Annotated in this window: 27 protein-coding genes; 9 read left to right on the top strand and 18 right to left on the bottom strand. The window is 59.2% G+C overall.

Going from position 1 to position 24,931, the window contains the following annotated elements; translation table 11 throughout:
• Nucleotides 1-76 precede the first annotated feature (76 nt).
• The 4 genes from dsbG to PMI22_RS31855 form a co-directional block, all read right to left on the bottom strand.
• Nucleotides 77-847, bottom strand: a complete 771-nt coding sequence (dsbG, locus tag PMI22_RS24960) for a thiol:disulfide interchange protein DsbG (protein ID WP_007943288.1) — start codon at nt 845-847, stop codon at nt 77-79.
• A complete protein-coding gene (locus tag PMI22_RS24965) occupies nt 823-1,689 on the bottom strand; it encodes a TlpA disulfide reductase family protein (protein ID WP_007943285.1) in 867 nt (288 codons plus the stop codon). Before PMI22_RS24965 ends, dsbG begins: the two co-directional genes overlap by 25 nt.
• The gene (gene dsbD, locus PMI22_RS24970; RefSeq protein ID WP_007943284.1) at nt 1,689-3,422 is read right to left on the bottom strand and encodes a protein-disulfide reductase DsbD; all 1,734 of its coding nucleotides are present in this window, start codon (nt 3,420-3,422) and stop codon (nt 1,689-1,691) included. Before dsbD ends, PMI22_RS24965 begins: the two co-directional genes overlap by 1 nt.
• 430 nt (nt 3,423-3,852) lie before the next feature.
• Nucleotides 3,853-4,206, bottom strand: a complete 354-nt coding sequence (locus PMI22_RS31855) for a hypothetical protein (RefSeq protein WP_238543874.1) — start codon at nt 4,204-4,206, stop codon at nt 3,853-3,855.
• 264 nt (nt 4,207-4,470) lie between these two features.
• Between PMI22_RS31855 and PMI22_RS24975 the strand changes: the two genes are divergently transcribed.
• From PMI22_RS24975 to PMI22_RS24990, 4 genes are all read left to right on the top strand, one after another.
• On the top strand, nt 4,471-5,151 hold the full coding sequence (locus tag PMI22_RS24975; RefSeq protein WP_007943280.1) for a response regulator: 681 nt from the start codon (nt 4,471-4,473) through the stop codon (nt 5,149-5,151).
• Nucleotides 5,148-6,473, top strand: coding sequence for an ATP-binding protein (locus tag PMI22_RS24980; protein WP_007943279.1), 1,326 nt, complete (start codon nt 5,148-5,150; stop codon nt 6,471-6,473). The genes PMI22_RS24975 and PMI22_RS24980 overlap by 4 nt, the downstream gene beginning before the upstream one ends.
• 158 nt (nt 6,474-6,631) lie before the next feature.
• Nucleotides 6,632-8,044 (top strand): aspartate aminotransferase family protein, encoded by a 1,413-nt coding sequence (locus tag PMI22_RS24985; protein WP_007943278.1) that lies wholly within the window; start codon nt 6,632-6,634, stop codon nt 8,042-8,044.
• An 81-nt stretch (nt 8,045-8,125) separates the two neighbouring features.
• Nucleotides 8,126-8,353: an MbtH family protein gene (locus PMI22_RS24990; RefSeq protein ID WP_007943277.1), complete on the top strand. Its 228-nt coding sequence runs from the start codon at nt 8,126-8,128 to the stop codon at nt 8,351-8,353.
• Nucleotides 8,354-8,529: 176 nt separating this feature from the next.
• Here the strand turns inward: PMI22_RS24990 and PMI22_RS24995 are convergent, their stop codons facing one another.
• From PMI22_RS24995 to PMI22_RS25040, 10 genes are all read right to left on the bottom strand, one after another.
• Nucleotides 8,530-9,432, bottom strand: a complete 903-nt coding sequence (locus PMI22_RS24995) for a metal ABC transporter substrate-binding protein (protein WP_007943276.1) — start codon at nt 9,430-9,432, stop codon at nt 8,530-8,532.
• Entirely contained in the window at nt 9,433-10,332 is a 900-nt protein-coding gene (locus PMI22_RS25000; protein WP_007943275.1) for a metal ABC transporter permease, read from the bottom strand.
• Nucleotides 10,332-11,075 (bottom strand): metal ABC transporter ATP-binding protein, encoded by a 744-nt coding sequence (locus PMI22_RS25005; protein WP_007943274.1) that lies wholly within the window; start codon nt 11,073-11,075, stop codon nt 10,332-10,334. Before PMI22_RS25005 ends, PMI22_RS25000 begins: the two co-directional genes overlap by 1 nt.
• On the bottom strand, nt 11,072-11,989 hold the full coding sequence (locus PMI22_RS25010) for a metal ABC transporter substrate-binding protein (protein WP_007943273.1): 918 nt from the start codon (nt 11,987-11,989) through the stop codon (nt 11,072-11,074). The genes PMI22_RS25005 and PMI22_RS25010 overlap by 4 nt, the downstream gene beginning before the upstream one ends.
• A gap of 35 nt (nt 11,990-12,024) precedes the next feature.
• The gene (locus PMI22_RS25015; protein WP_007943272.1) at nt 12,025-12,597 is read right to left on the bottom strand and encodes a DUF6162 family protein; all 573 of its coding nucleotides are present in this window, start codon (nt 12,595-12,597) and stop codon (nt 12,025-12,027) included.
• The gene (locus tag PMI22_RS25020; RefSeq protein ID WP_007943271.1) at nt 12,594-12,923 is read right to left on the bottom strand and encodes a hypothetical protein; all 330 of its coding nucleotides are present in this window, start codon (nt 12,921-12,923) and stop codon (nt 12,594-12,596) included. The genes PMI22_RS25015 and PMI22_RS25020 overlap by 4 nt, the downstream gene beginning before the upstream one ends.
• Nucleotides 12,920-13,462 (bottom strand): hypothetical protein, encoded by a 543-nt coding sequence (locus tag PMI22_RS25025; protein ID WP_007943270.1) that lies wholly within the window; start codon nt 13,460-13,462, stop codon nt 12,920-12,922. Before PMI22_RS25025 ends, PMI22_RS25020 begins: the two co-directional genes overlap by 4 nt.
• Complete coding sequence (locus PMI22_RS25030; RefSeq protein WP_007943269.1) at nt 13,459-14,637, bottom strand: PepSY-associated TM helix domain-containing protein; 1,179 nt, start codon at nt 14,635-14,637, stop codon at nt 13,459-13,461. Before PMI22_RS25030 ends, PMI22_RS25025 begins: the two co-directional genes overlap by 4 nt.
• A 307-nt stretch (nt 14,638-14,944) precedes the next feature.
• The gene (locus tag PMI22_RS25035; RefSeq protein ID WP_007943268.1) at nt 14,945-15,403 is read right to left on the bottom strand and encodes a VOC family protein; all 459 of its coding nucleotides are present in this window, start codon (nt 15,401-15,403) and stop codon (nt 14,945-14,947) included.
• A gap of 265 nt (nt 15,404-15,668) precedes the next feature.
• The gene (locus PMI22_RS25040; RefSeq protein ID WP_007943267.1) at nt 15,669-16,772 is read right to left on the bottom strand and encodes a sigma-54 interaction domain-containing protein; all 1,104 of its coding nucleotides are present in this window, start codon (nt 16,770-16,772) and stop codon (nt 15,669-15,671) included.
• A gap of 390 nt (nt 16,773-17,162) precedes the next feature.
• On the opposite strand from PMI22_RS25040, the gene PMI22_RS25045 reads away from it, so the two are divergent.
• The 4 genes from PMI22_RS25045 to PMI22_RS25060 all read left to right on the top strand — a co-directional run bounded on the left by PMI22_RS25045 (nt 17,163) and on the right by PMI22_RS25060 (nt 21,385).
• On the top strand, nt 17,163-17,432 hold the full coding sequence (locus PMI22_RS25045; RefSeq protein WP_007943266.1) for a hypothetical protein: 270 nt from the start codon (nt 17,163-17,165) through the stop codon (nt 17,430-17,432).
• Nucleotides 17,433-17,535: 103 nt separating this feature from the next.
• Nucleotides 17,536-18,150: a LysE family translocator gene (locus tag PMI22_RS25050; RefSeq protein WP_007943265.1), complete on the top strand. Its 615-nt coding sequence runs from the start codon at nt 17,536-17,538 to the stop codon at nt 18,148-18,150.
• Between the two features lie 204 nt (nt 18,151-18,354).
• Entirely contained in the window at nt 18,355-19,512 is a 1,158-nt protein-coding gene (locus PMI22_RS25055) for a cysteine desulfurase family protein (RefSeq protein ID WP_007943263.1), read from the top strand.
• A 64-nt stretch (nt 19,513-19,576) separates the two neighbouring features.
• On the top strand, nt 19,577-21,385 hold the full coding sequence (locus PMI22_RS25060) for an aminopeptidase P family protein (protein ID WP_007943262.1): 1,809 nt from the start codon (nt 19,577-19,579) through the stop codon (nt 21,383-21,385).
• A 69-nt stretch (nt 21,386-21,454) separates the two neighbouring features.
• Here PMI22_RS25060 and PMI22_RS25065 read toward each other — a convergent pair whose 3' ends face one another.
• Both PMI22_RS25065 and PMI22_RS25070 read right to left on the bottom strand, forming a co-directional pair.
• A complete protein-coding gene (locus PMI22_RS25065) occupies nt 21,455-22,045 on the bottom strand; it encodes a 2-hydroxychromene-2-carboxylate isomerase (protein ID WP_007943261.1) in 591 nt (196 codons plus the stop codon).
• Nucleotides 22,046-22,082: 37 nt separating this feature from the next.
• Complete coding sequence (locus tag PMI22_RS25070; RefSeq protein WP_007943260.1) at nt 22,083-22,811, bottom strand: SDR family oxidoreductase; 729 nt, start codon at nt 22,809-22,811, stop codon at nt 22,083-22,085.
• A gap of 92 nt (nt 22,812-22,903) precedes the next feature.
• Between PMI22_RS25070 and PMI22_RS25075 the strand changes: the two genes are divergently transcribed.
• Nucleotides 22,904-23,476, top strand: coding sequence for a TetR/AcrR family transcriptional regulator (locus tag PMI22_RS25075; protein WP_007943259.1), 573 nt, complete (start codon nt 22,904-22,906; stop codon nt 23,474-23,476).
• On the opposite strand, the gene PMI22_RS30270 is transcribed toward PMI22_RS25075, so the two are convergent.
• Together PMI22_RS30270 and rhtA are read right to left on the bottom strand one after the other, a co-directional pair.
• Nucleotides 23,463-23,744: a hypothetical protein gene (locus PMI22_RS30270; protein ID WP_007943258.1), complete on the bottom strand. Its 282-nt coding sequence runs from the start codon at nt 23,742-23,744 to the stop codon at nt 23,463-23,465. The two genes, PMI22_RS25075 and PMI22_RS30270, sit on opposite strands and share 14 nt — an antisense overlap.
• 168 nt (nt 23,745-23,912) lie before the next feature.
• Nucleotides 23,913-24,800 (bottom strand): threonine/homoserine exporter RhtA, encoded by an 888-nt coding sequence (rhtA, locus tag PMI22_RS25080; protein WP_007943257.1) that lies wholly within the window; start codon nt 24,798-24,800, stop codon nt 23,913-23,915.
• Nucleotides 24,801-24,931: the final 131 nt, after the last annotated feature.

Raw genomic sequence — 24,931 nt, 5'->3', positions numbered from 1 at the left:
TAGCGCCTGTGAAGGCCCCTTCGCGGGTTTGCTCGCGAAGGGGCCGGTGAGTTCACCAACACAACGTCGGGTGAAACTATTTAGGCCCCAGAATCTTCGCCAACTTGTCCGGCGAAGGCGCGCCTTGCTGCTGTTGCAGCTCGCCCTTGTCATCCATGTAGAAAATCGCCGGGGTTGCCTGCAATTCCAGGTCTTCCATCAGCTGCATGTTCGTCGCCAGTTTCGCCTGAATGGCCGGCGGCACGTCCTTGAGGGCTTTGAGCGAACTCAGCTTGCCAGCCTTTTCGTGTTCTTCCAGCGCTTTGCCCGGGTCTTTGGCTGCCAGCAACGCCGCGGATTTGCCAGGACTGTCCTCGCGAATGATTCCGACCATGATGTGCCGCAATTGCACCTTGCCGGCTTTCACCCACGGCCGCGCCTGTTCCCAGAACACGTTGCAATAAGGGCAGTTCGGATCGCTGAACAGATAGACGATACGCGGGGCATCTTTTTTGCCATCAGCGATCCAGTTGCTGGCTTCCATCTTGCCCCAGACTTCCTTGGCCATTGGCGCGTAAACCAGCTTCTGCAACGGTGCGGTGGTCAGGTCATTGCCCTCGGCATCGTAGAGGTTGCCGAGCAATACATGCTTGCCATCCGGGGTCAGGTACAGCGCCATGCCACGGTTCTGGTATTGCGCTGCGTAACCGCGCAAGCCGTTGGGAGCATCGAACTGGCCGACGATTTTCGCGCCCTTGGCTTCGATCTTCTTGATCGCTTCAGGCAGTTCTTCAGCGGCCTGTGCCGACGGCAGGTGCAGCAGGGCAGCGCCCAGGGTCAGCGTCAGCAGGTGGCGGAGGCGGGGCATGGCAGTTTCCTTGAAGAGGGGGACGGTGTGGCAGAAGAAGGGGTGTCAAAGTTTTTCAGGGCGTGGGCCAGGCTGGCTTGTGAGAGTTCGCCCAAATGACTGCCCAGCAGGCGACCGTCATTGCTATAGAACAGCGTCGTCGGCAACGCCATCGAACCCACGGCCTGCCCCAATCGACCGCCGCCATCGAACAGCACGTTGGTCAGGCTCAAGCCCTGGGTTTCGAGGAAGGTGGCGACGCTTTGCATGCTTTCGGCCTGATTGACGAACAGGAAAGTCAGGTCCGGCCGGTGTTGCTGGGCATTTTCCAGTACCGGCATTTCCCGACGGCACGGCGGGCACCAGGTGGCCCAGAGATTGATCACCAGTGGACCGCCCCGGTAATCGGCCAGTTGCACGGTGTCACCGGCGGCATTGCGCAGGCTGATTTCCGGCAGGCGTGTGCCTTGTTCGTAAATGCCCAGGGAGACGGTCGCCAGCAGCCAGAACACCAGACCGCTGCCCAAGCCGAACCCCAGAGGTCGGCGCAATCCCGGTCGACGCCAGCCGCGATACAGCGCCGTAAGCAGCAACACGATCACCCCCGGCCAAGCGAGGAATCCACCGTCGCGAAGGTCGATGATTTGCCACGGATCGTTGCGGTAGTGCACCCAGTAAACGGCGACGAAACTGACCCGGGCCGCCAGCATGCCCGTCAGGAACAGGCTGAACAGCACCGACTCGGGGTTCTCGCCACCCCGCTTGGCCACCCGCCAGCCGACAAACGTCGCCAGCGCCAGGGCGCTGATCAGCAGCAGATGATTGAGCGCGATGGCGAAGGTGCCGAGGGTAAAAGTCAGCATTAACGGGCGTCTCGGGTCGTGGTCCAGCGTTGCAGGAAGGTGTCGGCATCGACCTCGCCGGTGATGCGCTGGCTGCGACGCTCTCCGCCGTCGGCACCGATCCACAGAAAACTCGGTGGCCCCGGCACTTTATAACGGCCGAGCAGTTCGCGGCTGGCGGCATTGTCGGCGGTGACATCCAGCCGGAGCAAGCGCACATCGCTCAACGCTTGCATCACGTTGGCTTTGCCGAAGACCTGTTTTTCCATGACTTTGCACGAGATGCACCAATCGGCGTAGTAATCCAGCAGCACCCATTGGCCCTGTGCCCGCGCCGCGTCCAGTTCCCGTTGCAACGCTTGCGGGTCGTTGATGGTGGTGAAGGCCTCGTGGCCGACAGGTGCAGCGGCACTGGCCGTGGTTGAACCGCGATAGACCTGCAGTGGCTGATACAAATCGTCGCTACCGCCCGCTGCACCGATCACCAACAGACTGCCCCACAAACCCAACAGTAATGAGCTGGCGCCGAACACGTGCGCCGTCCGACCAAAACCGCTGGACTGGCGCCAGGCGCTGTAAGCCGCCGACAACAGCAGTACGCCGCACAATCCGATCCACAACGATTCATCCAGCACCGGACGCAACATCAGCAACGCCGTGGCGAGGAACAGGAAACCAAAGATGCCTTTGAGCAGGTTCATCCACGCACCAGGCTTTGGCAAGAAGCGGTTGCCGATTGTCACCAGCAGCAATAGCGGCACACCGATGCCGATGCCCATGGCGAACAGGATCAGCCCGCCATGCAGCGCATTACCGCTTTGCGCGATGTAGAGCAGGGCACCGGCCAACGGCGCGGTCATGCATGGACCCACCAGCAAACCGGACAAGGCACCCAGCGCACCGGCGCCGACCAGACTGCCACCACGTTGATTGCGCGACACGTTTTCCAGACGGTCGCGCACGGCCACCGGCAATTGCAACTCGAAGAACCCGAACATCGGCAACGCCAACAGCACAAATACCGCCGCGAAACTGCCCAGCAGCCAAGGGTTTTGCAGCAGCGCTTGCAGGTTTGCACCGAGCAGCGCGGCCAATACGCCCATCGCCGCATACACCAGCGCCATGCTCAGCACATAGCTGCCCGCCAGGGCAAACCCGCGTTTAGGCGTGGCGCCGCTGCCCACAACCAAGCCGGCCAGAATGGGTAGCATCGGTAACGAACAAGGCGTGAATGCCAGCAGCAGACCCAAGCCGAAAAACACCAGCAAACTCCAGCCCAGCGCCCGTTGTTGCAAGTCACTGGCCAGGGTTTGATCCGGTGCTTCGTTTGCGGCGATCGGGACGTTGCCGCCCAAATCCACCACCTGCGTTTGCGGTGGATAACACAAACCGGCATCGGCGCAGCCCTGGAAGCCCACCTTGATCTGACCGCTCGCGCCGGCCGGGATCTTCAGTTCCAGACCTTGGCGGTAAACCTGCTGTTCACCGAAGAACTCGTCGCTGTGCGCTTCGCCTTCCGGCAGGACGGGATGCTGTTCAGTCGGCAACCCATCGAGTTTCAGGCGTTTCTGATAAAGGTAATAACCGTCGGTGATCTGCCAGTAGAGCTGTGTTTCACCGGATTCCAGGCGTTCAGACGTGAAAATGAACGCCTTCTCCACCGGCAGAAACTCAGGTTTTGTTTCGAACGGATTGGTCCCTGCCTGGGCCAGACTCGAGATCAAAAGGACGAAAAATAGAAACAGACGACGCATGGGTAAGCCTTATCCCTGTGCAGGTGAGGTGCACAATGGGAGGCGGCGATTAACCGATGATTAACCGCACGCCGCACATCGGTGAGTCCTCAGTCCCTCAGCAGTCCCGGCCAATTACCGTTATTGATTTTTATCGGGCCGGTCTCGGCTTTATTATTTTTCAGGTTGTACCTGATGTATTCGTTGTTGGTGAGAAAGATGTAGTAATAAGTGTCGAATAGAGGCGCGTCATTTTGTACGGCGCCTATGATCCGGTTTTTATACGGCGACAAGCCAGGCCAGGATTCAGGTGTAATTGGCAGTCGTGTTGTTTTGTTGGTGATGTAGTTGAAGATGATGTAGTGACCGTCGTTTGTCAGGAAGCGGAATACGTTTTTGGGAGCGAAAGTATCCCACCAGGTGCCGGCGACGATAGTGTCAAAATAAGGCGCTAATGAGTGCCATATCGAGTTTTCAAGAAGGTAGTTGGCAACTGGCTTGTCAAGGTTCTGATCGTATTTGCAGACCATTGGTTTGCCAGTGGTGTTATAAAACAACCATAAAATGTCATCGCCCCCACCCCCTGTGCCACCGAGTGCGGGGCCGTGAATCCGAATCGCAGATTCTTTAATTGGGCATGAACGGCTCCCCAGCTATCGGATGTGATGTCGGCAGGAAATCCATTTTCGACGGTGTTTGAACTGATATCAAAGCGAGAGTATTTATTAGTGTCTTTGAAGAAGAAGTAAATTTTGTCTTTGCCGGAACGCCAATCAGCGGCTACAAAATTTTTGAGTGTTTGCATAGTCTGATTCCTTTCAGTTGTTTGAGTTTTTTGTCTGGGTAGTTACTGTGTTTTAGTGTGGTGCAGGGTTATCTTACTTGCATGGATTTAGAACTTGGAATGATTTGTTGTTCTTGTGTGTGTCTGTTTGAAACGGATAATGATCTTTAATTTGGACAAAGGAGCGTCTGACTGAATGTCGGGCTGTTCGTCAGCCACCACTGTTGCCATAATTGCGCCTTAATCCTCAGCTGTTTGACTCGCGTTTTTACTCCTGGAGCGCCCATGCACGTACTGGTTTGTGAAGACGATGAGCTGATCGCCAGCGGTATTGTCGCCGGCCTCTCCGCACAGGGCCTGACGGTCGAGCACGTCGCCACCGCTTCAGCTGCGCGCGCGATGCTCAAGGTCGCAGAGTTCGACGTCATGGTGCTCGACCTCGGCCTTCCCGACGAAGACGGCTTGAAGCTGTTGCAGCAATTGCGCCACAACGGTCTTGAGATTCCGGTGTTGATTCTCACCGCACGGGATTCAGTGACGGATCGCGTCGATGGCCTGCAAGCCGGCGCCGATGATTACCTGCTTAAACCGTTCGATCTGCGTGAACTCGCCGCGCGCCTGCACACGTTGCTGCGCCGGGTAGCCGGGCGCAGCGTCAACCTGATCGAACACGGTGCCCTGACGTACGACCCCAGCAGCCGCGAAACCCTGCTCGGCGGACAGCCGGTGGACTTGTCGCGCCGGGAGCAGGCGTTGTTGCAAGCCTTGCTGCATAACCGGGGACGCGTGCTCTCCACCGAGCAACTCAAGGACAGCGTCTACGGTTTCAACGACGAACTGGAAAGTAATGCCCTTAACGTCCATATCCATCACCTGCGGCGTAAACTCGGTAACGGTATCGTCGAAACCGTGCGCGGCTTGGGCTATCGCCTGGGGCCGGCTGATGGTGGAGTACCCTCGAAGTGATGAGCCTGCGTTTGCGCCTGAGCCTGACCCTCGGCGCCGCTTTTGCGTTGATCTGGGCCTTGGCGGCGGCCTGGATGCTCAGCGACTTGCGTAATCAAATGATGTTTTCCCTCGACCAGCGGCTGGTGGCTTCAGCGCGGATGGTCGCCGGGTTGCTGGAGCAATTGCCGGCATTGCCGAGCAAAGGCGAGGGCACTCACTTCAGCGCGGAACAACTGAACATTCCCGGCGGTATGGCTTGTCAGGTCAGTTCGCTGCGCGGGGAAATTCTTGCTCGTAGTCACAGTGACCCCGAACAGAAACTGGAAGCCGAGAAAATGGGTTTCCACGATCAGATGATCGACGGCGCGCCCTGGCGCAGTTTCACGCTGGCGCGGGGCGATCTGCGCATCACTACCGCCGACCGGCAAATCGAGCGCGAGGCGCTGAACATGTCGATTCTGCTGGCCGCGTCGGTACCGGTCGGTGTGGCGTTGCTCGGTTGCCTGTGCCTGTTGTGGCTGGGGATCGGCCAAGGGTTGGCGCCGCTCAACCGAATGCGCGATGCGCTGATGCGACGCAGCGCCGATTCCCTCGAACCGTTGCAGATCCAGCCACTGCCCAGCGAGCTGCAACCGTTGCTGGATACCCAGAACCAGCTGCTCCAGCGGATCGGCAAGGCCATCGAGCGCGAGCGACGTCTGACCGGCGATGCGGCGCACGAACTGCGCAGCCCGCTGACAGCCATCAAGACTCACCTGCAAGTGGCACGCATGACCGACGGCGCAGCGCGGGATCAGTCCCTGGCCCGGGCCGAAGAGGGCGCCGACCGCATGCACCGGACCCTTGAACAACTGCTGTTACTGGCGCGGGTCGAGGGCAGCCTGTCGTTCGATGACGGCGTACAGTGCAGCGCCGAGCAAGTGGCGAAACTGGCGATTCAGGACGCTGCCAGCGGAGATCGCCAGCGCATCAAGCTGCAAATGCCGAGCAAATTCTCCAACGCACCGGTGCAAATGCCCGCCGTGTTGTCGATTGCCGCGTTGCGCAACTTGCTCGACAACGCCTTGCGCCACACCCCGGGTGATGGAGCCGTGGAGTTGAGCCTGGATACGTCCGGCAATCGTGCGCGTTTTCTGGTTCGCGACCACGGGCCAGGGATTGCCGAAGACGACTTGCAAAACCTGACCCAACGCTTCTGGCGCAATGGCCAGAGCACCGGTTGCGGGTTGGGGCTGGCGATTGTTCAGGCGATTGTCCAGCGCTGCGGTTGCACGTTGCGTTTTGACAGCCAGCCGGATGGGCTGCGGGTCGAATTGACCATGCCACTACAAGCCCACTGACCACCAACCCCAATCGCCCTGTGGGAGCGAGCCGCCCGGAGCCGGCTCGCAGCCACAGGGGGCCGACGCGTTTCCATGCACAAAGCGTTGTCGAAGGTCTAAATCCTTGAGCCCCTGATGCGTTTCCAGAACAGGAAACCTTATTGAGGGGTCGAGAGATGTCAGTCGCTACCAGCCTTATCGAAAATCAGCCGGCCCGGATTGTCCCGGAGCACGCCGAGACGCTTTATCAATTCAACGAATCGCCGCTGCTGGCCCGTCAAAATCAGCAGGAATCCAACGCCCGCAGCTACCCGCGGCGCATTCCCTTGGCGCTGAAACGCGCCAGGGGCATTTATGTCGAAGACGTCGAAGGCCGTCATTTCATTGATTGCCTGGCGGGCGCAGGCACGCTGGCGCTGGGGCACAACCACCCCGTGGTGATCGAAGCGATCCAGCAAGTACTGAGCGATGAACTGCCGCTGCACACCCTCGACCTGACCACGCCGGTCAAGGATCAGTTCGTGCAGGACCTGTTCGGTTTGTTGCCGCCGGCCTTGGCTGCCGAGGCGAAGATCCAGTTCTGTGGCCCAACCGGCACCGACGCGGTGGAAGCCGCGCTGAAACTGGTGCGCACCGCCACCGGACGCAGCACCGTGTTGTCATTCCAGGGCGGTTATCACGGCATGAGCCAGGGCGCCTTGAGCCTGATGGGCAGCCTGGGGCCAAAAAAACCGTTGGGCGCCTTGCTCAGCAGCGGCGTGCAGTTCATGCCGTACCCCTACGATTACCGTTGTCCGTTCGGCCTCGGTGGCGCGCAGGGCGTGCAGGTCAACCTCAATTATCTGGACAACCTGCTGAATGACCCTGAGGCGGGCGTGCAATTGCCGGCCGCCGTGATTGTTGAAGTGGTGCAGGGCGAAGGCGGGGTGATCCCGGCTGATCTCGACTGGTTGCGTGGCGTGCGGCGCATCACCGAAAAGGCTGGCGTGGCGTTGATCGTCGATGAAATCCAGAGCGGTTTCGCCCGCACCGGCAAGATGTTCGCTTTCGAGCACGCCGGCATCATTCCGGATGTGGTGGTGATGTCCAAGGCCATCGGCGGCAGCTTGCCGCTGGCGGTGGTGGTTTATCGCGACTGGCTCGACACTTGGCTGCCGGGCGCGCATGCCGGGACCTTCCGTGGTAATCAGATGGCCATGGCCGCCGGTTCCGCAGTGATGCGTTATCTGGTCGAACACAAGGTGTGCGAGCACGCAGCCGCCATGGGCGAGCGCTTGAGCGAACACCTGCGCATCCTGCAGCGGGACTTCCCGCAGTTGGGCGACATCAGGGGGCGCGGCCTGATGCTCGGCGTTGAACTGGTCGACCCGACCGGCACGCCGGACGCTCAGGGCCATCCACCGATATTTGCGCGCCTGGCACCGCTGGTGCAGCGCGAATGCCTCAAACGCGGGTTGATTCTTGAGTTGGGCGGGCGTCACGGCGGCGTAGTGCGGTTCCTGCCGCCGCTGGTGATCACTGCCGCTGAAATCGATCAGGTGGCCGAGATTTTCGGCCGGGCCATGGCCGCAGCCACCGCCAGCCTCTAAATTTTTTCGCCCCTTGAACGTTCTTTCTACATAACGGTTGCGCACGCCGCGCAGCCCACCTTACAGCGATGGAGAAATACCATGACTTCCGTATTCGACCGCGAGGACATCCTCTTTCAGGTCGTGGTCAACCACGAAGAGCAATACTCGATCTGGCCTGATTACAAAGCCGTACCCGCAGGCTGGCGCACGGTGGGCAAGAGCGGTTTGAAAAAGGAATGCCTGGCTTACATCGAAGAAACCTGGACGGACATGCGCCCGCTGAGTTTGCGGCGCAAGATGGAAGAACAGGCGGCTTTGGCTCACTGAGTCCGGGCGCAAAAAGAAGCCCGCTGAACCGAAAAGGTCAGCGGGCTTTTTCATGTCAGGATGATCGTTCCCACGCTCTGCGTGGGAATGCAGCCCGGGACGCTCTGCGTCCCAAAGCGGACGCAGAGCGTCCATTGAGGCATTACCACGCAGAGCGTGGGAACGATCTAAATGGCTTAAGCGCCGTTCAATCCGTTGATCACCAAATCCACATTCCCTTCCAGCTCCGCCACCGGATCCGCCGCATCCACACTTAGCACAACCAACCGGCTACCCGCCTCGGCAATCACCGCTTTCAACGCGTCCGAAGGCTGCCGATGATGCAGTACCACCGCTACATCGTTGTCCTTGAGCGTCGCGCCCCATTGCTTGAGTGCTTCAGGCGTCCACTCGGCATCCGGCCGTGCATCGATCCCGATCAGCTCCAGATTGAGCCCGCCAATCAAATAGCCGAAGTGATCGCTGAGGCTCATCACACTAAGGTTTTCAGCACTGGCCAACCGCGCTTCGCTGTCGGCGCTGAATTTGAGCAAGCGCTGTTTCAGCGCCGCCAGATTAGCCTCGATCCTGGGCTTGGCTTCAGGCGCCATACGCACCAGATCCGCGGCCATCACGTCAGCCATGCGCCCCATGTTGTTGCTGGAAAACCACGGCTGACTGTTCAAACCGTCGACCTTGTTGTCCGGCTGCACGGCGATGCCGGGCAGGGCGCCATCCACCGGGCGGGCGGCGTCGACTTCGACGATACGGATGTTGCTGCGACGGGAGATCGGGTACAGCGGATCATCCGGCCACAGCGAGCGCAGGCCGATCACGGCATCGGCATCCGTCGCCAGTTTGGCCAGCGCCGGAGCGCCACGGCCGGTGAAATAGGCGGTCTGACGGCTGCCGGGCAGGTTCGCCGGCGCGGCGCGTTGAAGGTTGACGTTGGTGCCCTTGAGCAAGACTTCGCCCAGCCCGTAAGTGATCGGCAAGGACGCCAGCACGTGTAGCGGTTTGGCGTTGTCCGCCGCAAAAGAGGTGTTGACCAGCCCACACAGGGCAATGGCCAGGGTCAGTTGACGCAGAGGAAAAGACATTTATCCAAGATTCCCTTTCAGGCTGGGGACGACACCGCGCGCAATGGCGGACAGGGCGAAGGCGATACCGGCCACCAGAATGATCGCGGCACCGGACGGAATCGGCAGGTCGAAGACAATTGGCGCCAGAATCCCGCACAGCGTGCTGACCGTGGCGATCAACACCGAGCACCAGAAGAAGCCCTTCAACGACTGGCTGAGCAACCGCGCGGCCGCCGCTGGAATCACCAGCAGGGCGCCGACCAGAATCGCGCCGATGACCTTCACCGCTGCCACGGTGATCAGCGTCACCAGAATCACAAACAGATAATCCAGGGTCTTCACCGCCACCCCGCGCACCGCCGCCAGTTGCGGGTTGAAACTGGCCAGCATGATGCGGTTGTACAGCGGCAAGGCCAGCGCCATGACCAGCGAACCGACAATGGCCAGGACCGCCAGATCATTGCCGTTGACGGTCAGCACCGATCCGAACAACACGTTTTCGAGAATGTGCACGTTTATCTTGCCCGCCAGAATCAGCAGCAGGCTCGCGCCCAAGGCCAGGGACACCGACAGGAACACCCCGATCAATGTATCCGGTGCCAGGCCGGTGCGGTTGCGCAGGTAGTTGAGCAGGATGCCGAACAGCAAACAGTAGCCAAACAGGCTGCCGTAAGGCCCGGTGTAGGGTTCGCCGAGCAGAATGCCAATGGCCACGCCGGTCAGCGCAGCGTGCCCCACGGCTTCGGAGAAAAACGCGAAGCGCTTGACCACCACCAACGTGCCCAACCCGCCCAATACCGGGCCGATCAACAGACCAGCGAGCAGCGCGTTGACCACAAACCCATAAGCCAGCGCCTCGGGCAGGTAACCCGAAGAGGCCCAGCCCTGAATCATCAAACGAAAGGCTTCGTAACTCATCACGCGGCGCTCCGTGGATGGGTGGAGAACAGGGTCAGCAAGCGTTCCGGCGTCAGCGCCTGTTTCGGCGTGGCATCGAACAGCACCCGGCGATTGAGCCCGGTGACGCGATCCGCCAGACGCCCGACCGCTTCCAGATCGTGCTCGATCCACAGCACGGTGATGCCGCTGCGACGCCAATCGCCGAGCAGCCGCTCGAACACTTGAATACCGGCTTCATCCAGCGCCGACATGGGTTCGTCGAGTACCAGCAACTGCGGTGCCGGGATCAGCCCTTGAGCCAGCAACACCCGTTGACGCTCACCGCCGGACAACGCACCCATGCGCCGCTTGCGCTTGTCCTGCATGCCAACCCGCTCCAGCGCTTCACCAATCGCTGCCGCGTAGTGTTTGCTCAAGCCGAGGAACGCTGGACGCCGCTGACACATGGCGGCCATGAAATCGTCGACGGTCATTGGCAAGCCGCGATCAAACTCCAGCGCTTGCGGCACGTAGCCGATGGTTCCGGAATCGCCCGGCCAATGCAGGCTCAGGCGACCCTGATGGGGCATTTGTCCCAGCAAGGTTTTGATCAACGAGCTTTTGCCGCCACCGTTGGGACCGACCAGCGCATGCACGCTGCCGGGCTGAACCTGAAAGGTCACTTTGTCGAGGATTGTCGTGCGGCCGAGGGTCAGGCTGATATCGGCGAAATCCAGCGTCGGTCCGGTGCTCTGGACTGACAGGGTTTCTTGTGCGGTCATTGTCCCGACTCCTGTATCGCCCGGACGACGGTGTTGAGGTTGCCGGTCATTTCTTTTTCGTACTTGTCGGCGGTGTATTCGCCGTAGGAAATGTGCGACAGCGGGTACAGCTTCACCCCGGATTCACGCTGGATGGTGTCGACGTAAGAGGAAGGGAAATCCATTTCCGAGAAGATCACTTTCACGTCCAGTTCGCGTAATTGGTCGATGGTTTTTTTCAACTGGCTCGGGCTCGGTTCGATACCGTGAGCCGGCTCGACCACGGCAGTGACTTCCAGGCCGAATTCGCGCAGCAAATAGTCATACGCCGCGTGGACCGTCGCCACTCGTAGTTCGGCGTTGGGTGCCTGGGTCAGCTTCGCCAGGGCGTCGGCGCGCATCTTGCGCAGGCGTTTGCCGTAGGCGCGGGCGTTCTCGGTGTAGGTCTTGGCGTTGGTGGGGTCAAGTTTGCCCAGTTCCCGGGCGATGTTGTTGACCTGGGCAATCGAGGCACTGATCGACAGGAACGTATGCGGATTCACCACTTTGCCGGCACCGCGTGCGGCAACACCGGTGGCGGCCAGCAACGGCACGTTTTCGTTGGCTTCGATCACCGGGATATTCGGCGTTTCGCTGGCGGCGATCATGCGGTCGGCGAAGTCGTCATGGCCGACGCCATTGAGCACGATCACGTCCAGCCCGCTGATACGCTTGATGTCTTCGGCGCGGGGTTCGTAGGCGTGTGGGTTGAAACCGGCCGGAATCAGCGGCACGACCTCGGCCTTGTCGCCGACGATGTTGGCCACGTAGCTGTAATAGGGGTGCAAGGTGATGCCGATGCGCAGGCGTTTGGTGTCGTCGGCGTGGGCCAGTGGAGTCAGCAGGCAGGCCAATAGGCCGACCCATAGCAGGCGCAAGAAAGATGAATTAGGCATGGGAAAGCGGTCTTCTCTCGGGTGAAGGCGAGGGGTCAGTGCCGGTGCTGGCGGGTCACGCCGGCATCGAATTGCGCGACGATTTGTTGCCAGCCAGCGCTTTCGAGTGCGGTGTCAGCCAGGTCAGTCGGCGCTTTGAGGTCAATGGCGCGGTTGAGCCAGATGTCCGGCGCATCGTCGCCAGCGCTCAGGCGCATCAAAAACGAACCGGCCACGGCGGGGGCCTGGCTTTGACCGAAGTAGGCCTTGGCCTCAAGCAATTGCCAGGCATGGTCGCCCCGGCTGACCGAGCTGGCGTCATGGGCAAAGGGTGCAAAACCTTCATCGGCGAGGGTCGCGGGTGTTGGCAGGGATGGCTGTTCCTGGCGCAGCAGGTGAATCTCGTCCAGCGTCACTCGCAGGTCGGCGTAGATACCTTGTTCGGAAGCGCTCAAATCGCGACGGGCATCCAGTTGATGGCTGCTCACGTTGCTCACGACCTGAGACTCGTGACGCCAGGCGACCACCGAGCCGGCCACGGCCAGAATCATCAGGCACAACAGCAATACATACAGGGTTTCATGGCCGGCACCGGCCGGGCGGACGATTTGAGTGGTGGGCGTACTCATGGGGTTTGGATGTCCGCCTGGTCGATCTCGACGACGTGGCCGGGACCTGCGTCAAACAGCACATAAAACTCAGCGCCGGGTTTCTTGAAAGTCAGTGTGGAATCGGCGCCGAGTTTGCCCGGGACCAGAATGGTTTCGTCGTAGCCGATCACGTCCAGGGTCACGCCCGGCGCACCACTGCCGTCGGAGAATCCGCCGGTGCATTTGATCTGTTCGGCATCGATGGCTTTGCATTCGCACATCGGGTTATGCGCCAGGGCGCTGGCGCTGAAGCCGGCGCAGAGCACCAGCAACGCGGCGTGTATCGGTCGAAAAGTGCTGATCATGGTTTGCCTCCTTGTTGGTTCAGCCACGCGAGGGTGGCAGGCGATGCCTGGCTCAGGGGGAGGGAGGCTTGATGCATCGCGCCGTCCCAGCCCTCCATGGTGATCCACAACTCGGCGTCAGCCTTGGTCTTTTCCGGGATCGGCAACATGGCGCCCATGCGGTGCGGCGTACCAAAGAAAATCACCCCGGCGGCACGCAGGCTGCGCGGCTTGCCGATGCGCAGGTAAGTTGCTTTGACCTGTTCACGGCAGAGGTCGCAGAGCGCGGCGTTGAAGCTCTTCATGTAGCCGGCCGGACCATCGAGCGTCGGGGCCTCGTTGCGAAACTCGGCTAGACGCAGGCTCCATGGACCGACCTGGACTTCTCCGATCTCTCGCTCACCCAATCCGGTGTCGCCGCGAAACAGCGCCGCATCAGCGAAGTATTTGGGCATGAACCCCAGCGGCACCAACAGCAGCAGCACGTTGATGTGGAAGCGCCATTTGAGCCAGAAGCGGCGCAGTGTCGAGTCAGGTGTTTGCTTGGCGCGCGCGTTCATTGGCTGACCTCCGTGACGGCTTGCACCCGTGGCTTTTTGTTGCTGCGCTTGAGGGCGTTGGCCGTGGCCAGGGCGGTGCGTTTGGTCCAGATCAGCAAGCCGCTGAGGACCATCATGCTCAGGAGCAGCCCGAAGAAGAACCAGATCAGCTTGATCCAGATCCCGCCGAAATCGCCGGTGTGCAACGGACGCATGGACTCGGTGACCAGTTCCAGGCCTGAACGGTCCGCCAACAGGCGGGTGGAGGCGATGTCACCGTTATACGGGTTGATATCGGCAGTCTGAAACATCAGCGGATACCAACTGCGACCGCCCACGGTGAGGTAGCTATAGGCGTTGGCGGGGAGGGTGACAAAGCTGTCGTCCAGACCAGGAATGCGCTCTTTGGCCTGTGCAATGGCAGTTTCGAGGCTGATCAGCGGTGCCGGCGAACCATCGGTGGTCACTGGCACACTCTCACGCGGAACCACCAGGGCCACGGGGGCTGTGGAAATCGTGACCTGGTTATCGAACATGAACGCTTGAATCAGGAACCAGGTGCTGGTGATGGAAATCACCGCAATGAACCAGATCGACCAGATGCCGCTCAGGCGATGAAAGTCGCCCCAGAAAATCCGCGCGCCATGACGAATGCGTAAGGTCGGGCGCAAGAAACCCTTCCAGAAACGCTTGTACACCACCAGCCCGGTGACCAGTGACGCCAGCAGCGGCAGGCTCAGGAAAGACACCAGGTACCAGCCCCAGCTGTAACCGTTGGTGAACGGCACCAGCCACCAGCCGTGCAGCGCTCGGGTAAATGCCTTGAAATCGAATGCCGGGGCGGTGCCCTGAATCACGCCGCTATACGGGTTGACGTACACCGTCACCGAGCGACCATCCGGGTAACTGACGCCGACGTCGAGGGCAAAGTGGGATTCGTCGGGGCGGCTGATGGACTCGACCAGCGTATTGGGCTCGGCCTGTTTGATCGCCGCAATGATCTGGTCATAGCTGAGCAGCGGCGCATCGTCCGACGGCTGGCTGGCGCGCATTTGCGGGTTGGCCAGCCAGACGATTTCCTGGCTGATCACCGCCAGCGTGCCGGTGACACAGACGATCAGCACGAAAAACCAGATCGGCAACGCCAGCCAGCCATGGACCAGAAACCAGAGTTTGGAGCGGGATTTCTTCGACATGATTGAAGGTCTTGTATCGATGAGCGGGCCTCTGCTGCGGGCTTCCCAGCGTTGAGGTCCATGAAAAGGCCGGCGGGGCTTTTGCTTGCGCACGCCAACTACATGCCTATAAGACGGATGAGAATCAGTAAACCCGAAAGGTGATGTGAAAGTAAATGTTTCTTATTAGCGAATGTGTGTTGATGAGGGAGGGGGCAAAGCGGGGTTTTGTGGTGTTGGAAATGGCCTATCGCGAGCAAGCTCGCTCCCACAGGGGACGGAGTACGCCAGTCAAACGTGGAAGCGAGCCTGTCAGGCACTGAAGATCTTAACCTTGCTTAAACATCTCCTTGGCCCGTTGCTCAATCTGCTCTTGAGTCAAATCCTCCTTGCGCGTGGCCAGAAACCACAAGTGTCCATACGGATCCATCAGCGTCCCGGAACGGTCACCGTAAAACTGGTCCTTGACCTCCGACACCACTGTGCCACCCGCCGCAATCGCTTGTTTATAGGACTTGTCCACATCCGTCACATACAGATGCAGGCCCACCGACGGTGAGTTGTCAGGATTGCTCAACGGCCCCTGATCACACGGTGTGCCGAGCATGACCGGGCAGTCGCCGATCCGCAGTTCGGCATGTCCGATCCCGCCGTCCGGCATGGCCAAACGCACGACTTCGATGGCGCCAAAGGCCTTCTTGTAGAACTCGATCGCTTCAGCCGCTTTGTGAATGCCCAGATACGGGGTGATGCTGTGATAACCCTCTGGAATGGGTTTTACGCTCATGATGAATCTCCCTGTTTGTTGTTGTGGAAGAAAAGGCGTCCTGTGTCGATTTCCGACCGAATAAATATAGGCCCGTGTCGTGTTGGCTACCGAGCGCCCGACGAGCAGTAACGCTGTTCAGCTAACAACAGCGCAGCAGCAGATTGCCGACTACGCATTGAAAGCGGGACCTGTGGGAGCGAGCCGACTCCGGGCGGCGTTCCGACGATGGCCGCGCCGTTATTTCGGATCTGTATTCGATTGCAGCAGCGCCCCCGCCGGTGGGCTAAATCGACAACTGCAACACGCGCTCGCCCTGAACATTCTCCATCACCCGGCGCTTGTTCACGGCCAGCTCACCGATCTTGATCAGCCGCGTGCGAGTCACGTTTCGGCTCAGGCCCAGCAGGGCGGCGGTGTGGACCTGGTTGTAATGGCAGAAGCGATAGGCTGCGCGCAATAACGCGTCTTCGACTTTTTCATGCAGCGCACCGGCCTGTTCTGCGAAGAGTTTTTGAAACGCTCGATCCAGCAGGGCTTCCGGTGAATCGTCGATATTGGCGTGGTAATCGTCCTGGCGCTCGATGCGCATGTTGGACAGGCGCAGGTCATCGCGTTCGATCACACCATTACGGCAGATCAGCAGCGTGTGATGGATGACGTTCTCCAGCTCGCGGATGTTGCCCGGCCAACTGTAGCTGCACAGTTTCAACTCGGCTTCTTTGCTGATGGTGATGCGGCCATAGCCCAGGCGCTGACTGTAGGTTTCGATGAAATGTCGGGTCAGCGGCAGGATGTCGCCGGGGCGCTCGCGCAAGGGGCTCAACTCCAGGCTGACCACGTCGAGGCGGTAATAAAGGTCTTCGCGAAAATGTCCGGCGTTAATGGCTTTCTCCAGTTGTACGTTGGTCGCGGCCAGCACACGTACGTCGATGGGAATGCTCTTGCGCGAGCCAAGCCGGACCACTTCGCGCTCCTGCAACACGCGCAGTAACTTGACCTGGATAGCCATCGGCAGATCACCGATTTCATCGAGGAACAGCGTGCCACCATCAGCCTCCTCAAACCATCCGGCCTTGGCGCTCAACGCGCCGGTAAAGGCGCCTTTTTCGTGGCCGAACAGTTCGGCTTCGACCAGCGATTCGGAGAACGCGCCGCAGTTCACGGCTACGAACGGCCGGTTACGCCGGGCGCTGAGGTTGTGGATGTGTCGCGCCACCAGCTCTTTGCCGGTGCCGGTTTCGCCGATGATCAACACACTGGCCTCACTGGGTGCAACCTGTTGCAGATGGGCGAGCAAGGCCTGGGATTTCGGATCTTCGAATACCTGTGCCGTGGCACGGATCGAGGTGGCCAGCGCGGGCGAGGGCGGTAAGGTCAGCAATTGCATGGGGTTCGCTCCATGAAATGAAAGCTATGAATAGAAAGTCGGAGACGACTAGGCCTGGTTCAGCGACCAGTCACCCAGCTCATGGAGTTTGTAATCCACCGGGTCATGCAGGGGGGTGAGTGCTCAGGTTGCGCCAATGGATGACTGTTGCCCGGCAAACAGTTGCTTGGGCAACACTTCGTCAGGCGATGGCGTTGTTATAGAGGGTGTGTGTTATTCCTCAAAAGACATTAAATTAATATTAATAGCTCAAAAAGGAATATGGTTCGTTGCGGCTTGTTGAGTGTTTGCGGAAGTCGATAGCCACTATCGAGAGCGTTGATTTCTGCTAGAGAAACGGCGCGAGTAGCCTGTGTTCATTGCCCCGAACCCAGATGCAGGACGCCAACAATGAAACCTTTAATCGCTACTTTCTTGCTGCTCGCCATCTCCGTGCTTGCCGGATGTGCCAGCCATGTTTCACCGGAATTACGGCCCTACACCGCCGAAGAATCCAGGGAATTGGCGCTTGAGGAATTGAACCGTCGTGGTTTGTCTTTCGAGGAGTACCACGCGAAGAAAGCGGCATTACTCGGTCAACCGCAGAAACCCTTTGGTTTCGATAAACACGGCGAGATGAACGCCGAACGTGCTGTACAGCTTCACGGTCGTCCAAGTTGATTGAAAACTGTACCGCTCGAAGTTTTACGTAACTGTCCGTGGGTTTCCCGCAAGGCGTGCGATAGGGTCTTAACACCCGATTGACCCAAATGGACTGCCGCTCATGACGCTCTCACTCGACCTGCTGATGGGCTTCGCCCTGTTTGCACTCGTCACCTCGATCACTCCCGGCCCTAACAACACCATGTTGCTGGCATCAGGCGTGAACTTCGGCTTTAACCGCACCATCCCGCACATGTTGGGTATCACCTGTGGTTTCTTTGTCCTGGTGGTCGCTGTCGGGTTCGGTCTTGGTACCGTGTTTCAAACCTATCCCATGCTCTACACCGTTCTGCGCTATATCGGCGCGGCGTATTTGCTGTATCTGGCGTGGAAAATTGCCCACTCGGGTCCGGTCTCCGAGAGCGAGAAGGGCGAGAGCAAACCCATCAGTTATTTGGGCGCCGCCGCGTTTCAATGGGTCAATCCCAAAGCGTGGATCATGGCCATTGGTGCCATCAGCACCTACACACCGATGCAGGGCTATTTCACCAATGTGCTCGTGATTGCGGCCGTGTTCGCGTTGATCAACTTGCCGAGTGTCAGCGTCTGGGCCGGTTGCGGCACGCTGTTACGCAACGTGTTGAAGGATCGCCGCTGGTTGCGCCTGTTCAACTGGGGCATGGCCTTGCTGTTGGTGGCTTCGCTGTATCCGTTACTTCTTGAAAGCATTGGCTGACGCATTGCTTCAACCGCTTGCCTGATGCCTGTTAAGCTCGACTTCAGGAGCGTTCCTACGCACTTTTAAATGAAGTTGCCCTTCATTAACGGCCTCCGATCAGGTATTTCTAACGTACTGAAATATCGACGCAGCTCACAAGGCTGCGTTTTGACGTTTCCGTTACGAGCCTCCTGATCCCGGAACACGCTCTGCGAGTCTTTTATGAATAAACGTCCGTTGTATTTCGATTACGCCGCTACCACGCCGGTGGATGAGCGAGTCATCAAGGTCATGGTCGAGTGTCTGGGTTTTACCGGCAATTTCGGCAACCCGGCGTCCAGCTCCCATGCCTTCGGCCAGCAAGCCCGGCAGTCGGTCGAGCACGCCCGGCAGCAGGTCGCCGAACTGGTCGGCGCACAGGCTGCGCAGATCGTCTGGACCTCCGGCGCCACCGAGTCCAACAACCTCGCGCTCAAGGGCGTGGCCCAGGCGCGGGGTGTCAGCGGCGGGCACATCATTACCAGCCAAATCGAACACAAGGCGATTCTCGACACGGCGAAACAATTGCAGGACGCCGGTGTTGCGGTGACGTATCTGGTACCTGACGCCGATGGTTTGATCACGGCGCAAGCGGTCAGCGAAGCGATGCGCGAGGACACCTTTCTGGTGTCGCTGATGCTGGTCAACAACGAACTGGGCACGGTCAACGATATCGCCGCCATCGGCGAAGTCGTGCGTGCACGCGATGCGTTGTTCCATGTCGACGCGGCTCAGGGCGCGGGCAAAGTGGCGATCGATCTGGCCCGCCTGCCGGTGGACCTGATGTCGTTTTCCGCGCACAAGATCTACGGCCCCAAAGGTATCGGGGCGCTGTACGTCGGTCCGCGCGCGCAGCAACGCTTGCAGGCACAGATTCACGGCGGTGGTCACGAGGGCGGATTGCGTTCCGGCACCCTGGCAACCCATCAGATAGCTGCGATGGGTGCGGCCTTCGCATTGGCCGCTGCTTCATTTGATGAAGAGAAAGCCTCGATCGTGCGTTTGCGTAAACGTTTGCTTGAGCAGTTGCTGAGTCTTCCCGGCGTTCACCTCAATGGCAGCCCGACCCAACGCATTCCTCATACCTTGAGCCTGACCTTCAGCGAAGGTGAGTTCAATTCCGCGGCGTTGAGCCATTCGATCGCGTTTTCCGCGACATCGGCCTGTAACTCCGCCAGCAACGTTCCATCCCATGTGCTGCTGGCCCTGGGGCATGACGCTCGCTCGGCGAACCGCACGATTCGCCTGAGTCTCGGCCGGTTCACCACCGAGCAAGACGTCGACCAGGCGGTGCACCTGATCAAAGCGGCCTGCGCCAGCGCCCCGGCATTCTGGCAGTAGCGCCTTAAAGCGCCGACTCAGATCGGCACTCAACAATTAGCTGAAGTGATTAGCAGGAGACACGATGAGTACGCAGCCTTCGATCAATGGATCGGTGCCCCAGCGCCTGGCGCAAACCCGCGAACTGATGAGCCGTGAAGGCATTCATGCCTTGCTGGTGCCGTCGGCCGATCCGCACCTGTCGGAATACTTGCCTGGCTACTGGCAGGGACGGCAGTGGTTGTCGGGCTTCCATGGCTCGGTCGGCACGCTGATCGTTACGCCGGATTTTGCCGGCGTCTGGGCCGACAGCCGCTATTGGGAACAAGCGACCAAGGAACTCAAGGGCAGCGGTATCGAACTGGTCAAGCTGCAACCTGGTCAGCCCGGCCCACTGGACTGGCTGGCCGAGCAAACCCCTGAAGGGGGCGTCGTCGCGGTGGATGGTGCAGTGATGGCAGTGGGCTCGGCGCGGACCCTGGGTAGCAAACTCGAAGAGCGCGGCGCACGCCTGCGTACTGACATCGACCTGTTGAGCGAAGTCTGGAGCGACCGCCCGACGCTGCCGAATGAGCCGATCTATCAACATTTGCCGCCGCAGGCGACGGTCAGCCGTGGTGAAAAACTCGCGAAACTGCGCGAGGTGCTGAAAGACCGTGGCGCAGACTGGCATTTTGTCGCCACCCTGGATGACATCGCCTGGTTGTTCAATCTGCGCGGTGGCGACGTATCGTTCAACCCGGTGTTCGTGTCCTTCGCCTTGATCAGCCAGGAGCAGGCCACCCTGTTCGTGGCCCTGAGCAAAGTCGATGCCGAACTGCGTGCGGTGCTTGAGCAAGACGGCGTGACCCTGCGAGATTACAGTGAAGTGGCCGCCGCCTTGCGCGCCGTGCCAAGCGGTGCGAGCGTGCTGGTCGATCCGGCACGCGTCACTGCCGGTTTGCTGGAAAACCTCGACAGTGGCGTAAAACTTGTCGAAGGCCTGAACCCGACCACGTTGGCCAAGTCGCAGAAAAGCCTGGCTGACGCCGAGCACATTCGTCAGGCCATGGAGCAGGACGGCGCCGCTCTGTGCGAGTTCTTCACTTGGCTGGACTCGGCCCTGGGTCGTGAGCGCATCACCGAACTGACCATCGACGAACACCTCACCGCCGCGCGCACCCGACGTCCTGGCTACGTGTCGCTGAGTTTCAATACCATTGCTGCGTTCAACGCCAATGGCGCGATGCCGCACTACCACGCGACCGAAGAAGAGCACGCGGTGATCGAGGGGGACGGTCTGTTGCTGATCGACTCCGGCGGTCAATACCTGGGTGGCACCACTGACATTACGCGGATGGTGCCGGTGGGTACGCCGACGGATGAGCAGAAACGCGACTGCACACGCGTACTCAAAGGCGTGATCGCTCTGTCCCGTGCACAATTCCCTCGGGGAATTTTGTCGCCGTTACTCGATGCCATTGCTCGCGCGCCGATCTGGGCCGAAAGCGTCGACTACGGTCACGGCACCGGCCATGGCGTTGGCTACTTCCTCAACGTTCACGAAGGCCCGCAGGTCATCGCCTATCAGGCCGCGGCTACTCCGCAGACCGCGATGCAACCGGGCATGATCACTTCCATCGAGCCAGGCACTTACCGTCCGGGCCGATGGGGCGTGCGAATCGAGAACCTGGCGCTGAACCGTGAAGCGGGTACCAGCGAATTTGGTGAGTTCCTCAAGTTCGAAACCCTGACGCTGTGTCCGATCGACACCCGCTGCCTGGAGCCGTCGCTGCTGACACTGGAAGAAAAGCAGTGGTTTAACGCCTACCACGCCGAAGTGCGCGAGCGCTTGAGCCCACTGCTCGATGGCGCCGCACTTGAGTGGTTGAACACCCGAACTGCGGCTATTTGACGGGTTTGAGTTCAGGCGCTTGGTCGAGCGCCTGACTCTTCGTCATTCGTACGTCGTGGCCTTGGTTGCTTATCTCAGGGCTTCAATTACGAAGTCCAGCCGATCCTGACCAAAGTACATATGGTTGCCGACGAACATGCTCGGTGCACCAAATACCCCGCGCTGTACGGCTTTCTCGGTATTGCCCTTGAGGAGGGTTTTGACCTCCTCATCGGCTGTCAGGGCGAGTACTTCATTGGGCGCAAAACCGTTTTGCGTCAACACCTCGGCCACGGTAGCAGGGTCATCAAGGCTGCGGCCTTCAACCCAGAGGGCAGTGAACAGGCAATCGATAAACGCCAGGAAGCGCTCGGGATGACGTAACTGAATCCCCGTCACTGCGCGCATCAGCATCAGGGTGTTGATGGGGAAGTGCGGGTTGAACTTCAGTGGTACGCCATAGCGTTTTGCATAGCGGTCGAGGTCTTCAAACATGTAACGGCCTTTGGCCGGGATGACTGCCGGTGAAGCGTTGCCGGTGGCTTTGAAGACGCCACCCAACAGCATTGGCGTGTAAATCAGTTGGCTGCCGGTTTGCTCACAGATTTTCGGTAGCTGGGTGTAGGCCAGGTAGGTGGCCGGGCTGCCGAGGTCGAAAAAGAACTCCACGGTTTTGCTCATGGTCAGTGCGCTCTGTTTATTGTTATAGGGGAGGGGCTTACCAGCGCTCGCTCCAGGGCCGTAAATCCAGTTCGAAAGTCCAGGCGTCCCGTGGCTGGCTGTGCAGGTACCAATAGTTCTCGGCGATGTGCTCGGGGTTGAGAATGCCGTCTTCGTCTTTGGTTGCGTATTTCTCCGGGAAGCTCTCGCGGATGAAATCGGTATCGATAGCCCCGTCGACGACGACATGGGCAACGTGAATGTTCATGGGGCCGAGCTCACGCGCCATGCTTTGGGCCAAGGCTCGAATCCCGTGTTTGGCACCGGCGAACGCTGCGAATCCAGCGGCACCTCGCATGCCAGCGGTAGCTCCGGTGAACAGGATAGTGCCCCGTTGGCGCTTGGCCATGCGCTTGGCGACTTCACGGGCATTAAGAAAACCTGAAAAACAGGCCATTTCCCAGATCTTGAAATACTTGCGGGCGGTTTCTTCAAGAATGCTGCAGGGCACATTGGCGCCGATATTGAAGACAAGCGCTTCGATGGGCCCGATCTCGCTTTCAATCTGCTCGACCAGTGCAATGACCTCTTCTTCCTTGCGCGCATCGCAAGCAAATCCGTGGGCGTCACCGCCATTGGCTTTAATGGCGTCGACCAGGGGCTGAAGTTTGTCGGCACTGCGTCGGGTGACACAGGCTACGTAGCCTTCCTGTGCAAAACGTTTGGCAATGGCTCCGCCGGTAGCATCCCCAGCGCCGACAACCAGTACGACTTTCTTGTTATTCATGGGTTGATCCTTTTGGTAAACGATCGTTAACTAAACGAACGTTATGCTACGATGCGGCATGCGTCAAGATGATCAATCCTGAGGAAATGGCGATGCGCTACTCGGCCAGTCACAAGTTGGAAACCAAAGAGAAGCTGCTGGAAAGCAGTGCGGTGTCAGCCAAGAAGTCAGGCTTTTCCACGGTCGGTGTAGACGGTTTGATGAATGCGATCGGTTTGAGCGGCGGGGCTTTCTATAGTCATTTTTCGTCGAAGGACGAGCTGTTCGCTTCAATCGTCGAGCGTGAGCTAAGTCAAAGCCTGGAACGACTAGGCGCCGACCAGGGGTGCGAAAAACTTGAGCGTTGCGTCAAGCATTACTTGAGCATGGCGCATGTCGAGCATCCAGAGTCCGGATGCGCGTTGCCGGCGTTGGGCGCTGAGATCGCTCGTTCGGATGTACTGGTTCGCCAACAGGCGGAGCGATGGATTTGTCAGCTGCAGGAGAATTGGGCGCGCATTCTGGAGAGCGACAGCCTGGCTTGGTCCATCCTGTCGCAATGCATCGGTGCTTTGGTTGTCGCCCGGATGCTGGCGACACCAGACATCCAGCGTAATGTGTTGAAGTCCAGCTACGATGAGATTGGCCGCCAGATAGCCGGACGGCATCAATCTATTTGCAAATGACGATCATGCTGCGGCTGGTGTAGCCGGCTGGATTGAGCCCGAATGGATAATCTCCTGGTTCTTCCACCGCGTCCCCCGACTTGGCGATAACCTTGTATCCCTTGGGAGCGCACGAGTTGGCGGCGCTGGCGTAGCACTTGTCCCACGAGGATGAGAGTCCTGAACAGTTAAGATGCAGCCCTTTTTTGCCGTGTTTGACTTGTGTTTTCGAGGTCGCCGCGCAACCCGAAACGGCAAGTACAGCTATCAATATCAAAATTCGTTTCATTGCTGTCCTTAAAGCGTTCCCGGATCTTGTGCCCGGGTCTCGCTGCATTCGCACTCGCTTAAAGCGTATTGATATCCCTACCCTGAAAAATCCATGCCTGGCACTAGGTTACGGGCCTAAACATGGCTTAATTGAAAGGTAATTACCAGACCTGCGTAAAACTCTGTATCAATCTGCCGCAACCGCTGGCTTGGCACCGCTGCCCATGGTCATGGTTGCACCCACGGAAGCCAGAATGATGCACAAAATAGCCATCCACTGTGACAGTGAGAGGTATTCATTCAGGAACAAAAGGCCTGACAACGCGCCGAACGCCGGTTCAATGCTCATTAATGTGCCGAACGTACGGGCTGGCATTCGGGTGAGGGCTACCATCTCCAGCGTGTAGGGCAGGGCGGTGGACAGAATGGCAACACCGATGGCCACGGGGATCAAGGCCGGAGTTAGTAGCGCGGCACCGGCATGGACGATGCCGATTGGGGCCACAAATAATGCGGCAATCATCACGCCCAAGGCGGCGGTTTGCACGCCGTTGTCGGCGCCAGCCTTCTGGCCGAAAAGAATGTATAGCGCCCAGCAGGCGCCCGCGCCCAAAGCGTAACTTGCACCTGTCAGGTCAATCCCTGCGGAGGTGGCGCCAATTGGAATCAGCAGCATCAATCCTGTAACGGCCAGTGCGATCCACAAAAAGTCGATCGCGCGGCGCGAGGCGTAGATTGCCACCGCCAACGGCCCGGTGAACTCCAGGGCTACGGCAATGCCCAGGGGGACGGTGCGTAAAGACATATAGAAGAGGAAGTTCATGCCGCCCAGTGCCATTCCGTAAATGATCACGGTGCGAAGGGATTTTTCGGTGAACTTCGCCCGCCATGGGCGCAGCAGAAGCAGCATGATCACGCTGGCGAAAATCAGGCGTAAGGTGGTAGTTCCTTGAGCGCCAATAACAGGGAACATACTTTTAGCCAAAGACGCTCCGGACTGGATGGACGCCATGGCTATTAATAGCAGGCCTACCGAGAACAAGGTCGAGGCAAGGCTGCGGGGCTGTTCGTTCATTGCGTGGCATCGTCCAAAATGGGAAGCAGGAGTATTGTTCATTGCGATTGAGCAATATAGTGCGCATTCGTGACGGGCGCGTCTATATATAGCAGTGATTTTGAGTAACTTGATAGAAAAGCCAAATCAAT

The sequence above is a fragment of the Pseudomonas sp. GM21 genome (assembly GCF_000282215.1).
In the GTDB taxonomy this organism is placed as follows: Bacteria; Pseudomonadota; Gammaproteobacteria; order Pseudomonadales; family Pseudomonadaceae; genus Aquipseudomonas.
Note: the sequence above shows the minus strand (reverse complement) of the source record. Positions and strands in the feature narration are given on the sequence as shown.

What these genes read in the sequence shown, in the direction of transcription:
- dsbG (WP_007943288.1), bottom strand. Translation starts at nt 847, where the DNA reads ATGCCCCGCCTCCGCCACCTGCTGACGCTGACCCTGGGCGCTGCCCTG.
- PMI22_RS24965 (WP_007943285.1), bottom strand. Translation starts at nt 1,689, where the DNA reads ATGCTGACTTTTACCCTCGGCACCTTCGCCATCGCGCTCAATCATCTG.
- dsbD (WP_007943284.1), bottom strand. Translation starts at nt 3,422, where the DNA reads ATGCGTCGTCTGTTTCTATTTTTCGTCCTTTTGATCTCGAGTCTGGCC.
- PMI22_RS31855 (WP_238543874.1), bottom strand. Translation starts at nt 4,206, where the DNA reads ATGCAAACACTCAAAAATTTTGTAGCCGCTGATTGGCGTTCCGGCAAA.
- PMI22_RS24975 (WP_007943280.1), top strand. Translation starts at nt 4,471, where the DNA reads ATGCACGTACTGGTTTGTGAAGACGATGAGCTGATCGCCAGCGGTATT.
- PMI22_RS24985 (WP_007943278.1), top strand. Translation starts at nt 6,632, where the DNA reads ATGTCAGTCGCTACCAGCCTTATCGAAAATCAGCCGGCCCGGATTGTC.
- PMI22_RS24990 (WP_007943277.1), top strand. Translation starts at nt 8,126, where the DNA reads ATGACTTCCGTATTCGACCGCGAGGACATCCTCTTTCAGGTCGTGGTC.
- PMI22_RS24995 (WP_007943276.1), bottom strand. Translation starts at nt 9,432, where the DNA reads ATGTCTTTTCCTCTGCGTCAACTGACCCTGGCCATTGCCCTGTGTGGG.
- PMI22_RS25000 (WP_007943275.1), bottom strand. Translation starts at nt 10,332, where the DNA reads ATGAGTTACGAAGCCTTTCGTTTGATGATTCAGGGCTGGGCCTCTTCG.
- PMI22_RS25005 (WP_007943274.1), bottom strand. Translation starts at nt 11,075, where the DNA reads ATGACCGCACAAGAAACCCTGTCAGTCCAGAGCACCGGACCGACGCTG.
- PMI22_RS25010 (WP_007943273.1), bottom strand. Translation starts at nt 11,989, where the DNA reads ATGCCTAATTCATCTTTCTTGCGCCTGCTATGGGTCGGCCTATTGGCC.
- PMI22_RS25015 (WP_007943272.1), bottom strand. Translation starts at nt 12,597, where the DNA reads ATGAGTACGCCCACCACTCAAATCGTCCGCCCGGCCGGTGCCGGCCAT.
- PMI22_RS25020 (WP_007943271.1), bottom strand. Translation starts at nt 12,923, where the DNA reads ATGATCAGCACTTTTCGACCGATACACGCCGCGTTGCTGGTGCTCTGC.
- PMI22_RS25025 (WP_007943270.1), bottom strand. Translation starts at nt 13,462, where the DNA reads ATGAACGCGCGCGCCAAGCAAACACCTGACTCGACACTGCGCCGCTTC.
- PMI22_RS25030 (WP_007943269.1), bottom strand. Translation starts at nt 14,637, where the DNA reads ATGTCGAAGAAATCCCGCTCCAAACTCTGGTTTCTGGTCCATGGCTGG.
- PMI22_RS25035 (WP_007943268.1), bottom strand. Translation starts at nt 15,403, where the DNA reads ATGAGCGTAAAACCCATTCCAGAGGGTTATCACAGCATCACCCCGTAT.
- PMI22_RS25040 (WP_007943267.1), bottom strand. Translation starts at nt 16,772, where the DNA reads ATGCAATTGCTGACCTTACCGCCCTCGCCCGCGCTGGCCACCTCGATC.
- PMI22_RS25045 (WP_007943266.1), top strand. Translation starts at nt 17,163, where the DNA reads ATGAAACCTTTAATCGCTACTTTCTTGCTGCTCGCCATCTCCGTGCTT.
- PMI22_RS25050 (WP_007943265.1), top strand. Translation starts at nt 17,536, where the DNA reads ATGACGCTCTCACTCGACCTGCTGATGGGCTTCGCCCTGTTTGCACTC.
- PMI22_RS25055 (WP_007943263.1), top strand. Translation starts at nt 18,355, where the DNA reads ATGAATAAACGTCCGTTGTATTTCGATTACGCCGCTACCACGCCGGTG.
- PMI22_RS25060 (WP_007943262.1), top strand. Translation starts at nt 19,577, where the DNA reads ATGAGTACGCAGCCTTCGATCAATGGATCGGTGCCCCAGCGCCTGGCG.
- PMI22_RS25065 (WP_007943261.1), bottom strand. Translation starts at nt 22,045, where the DNA reads ATGAGCAAAACCGTGGAGTTCTTTTTCGACCTCGGCAGCCCGGCCACC.
- PMI22_RS25070 (WP_007943260.1), bottom strand. Translation starts at nt 22,811, where the DNA reads ATGAATAACAAGAAAGTCGTACTGGTTGTCGGCGCTGGGGATGCTACC.
- PMI22_RS25075 (WP_007943259.1), top strand. Translation starts at nt 22,904, where the DNA reads ATGCGCTACTCGGCCAGTCACAAGTTGGAAACCAAAGAGAAGCTGCTG.
- PMI22_RS30270 (WP_007943258.1), bottom strand. Translation starts at nt 23,744, where the DNA reads ATGAAACGAATTTTGATATTGATAGCTGTACTTGCCGTTTCGGGTTGC.
- rhtA (WP_007943257.1), bottom strand. Translation starts at nt 24,800, where the DNA reads ATGAACGAACAGCCCCGCAGCCTTGCCTCGACCTTGTTCTCGGTAGGC.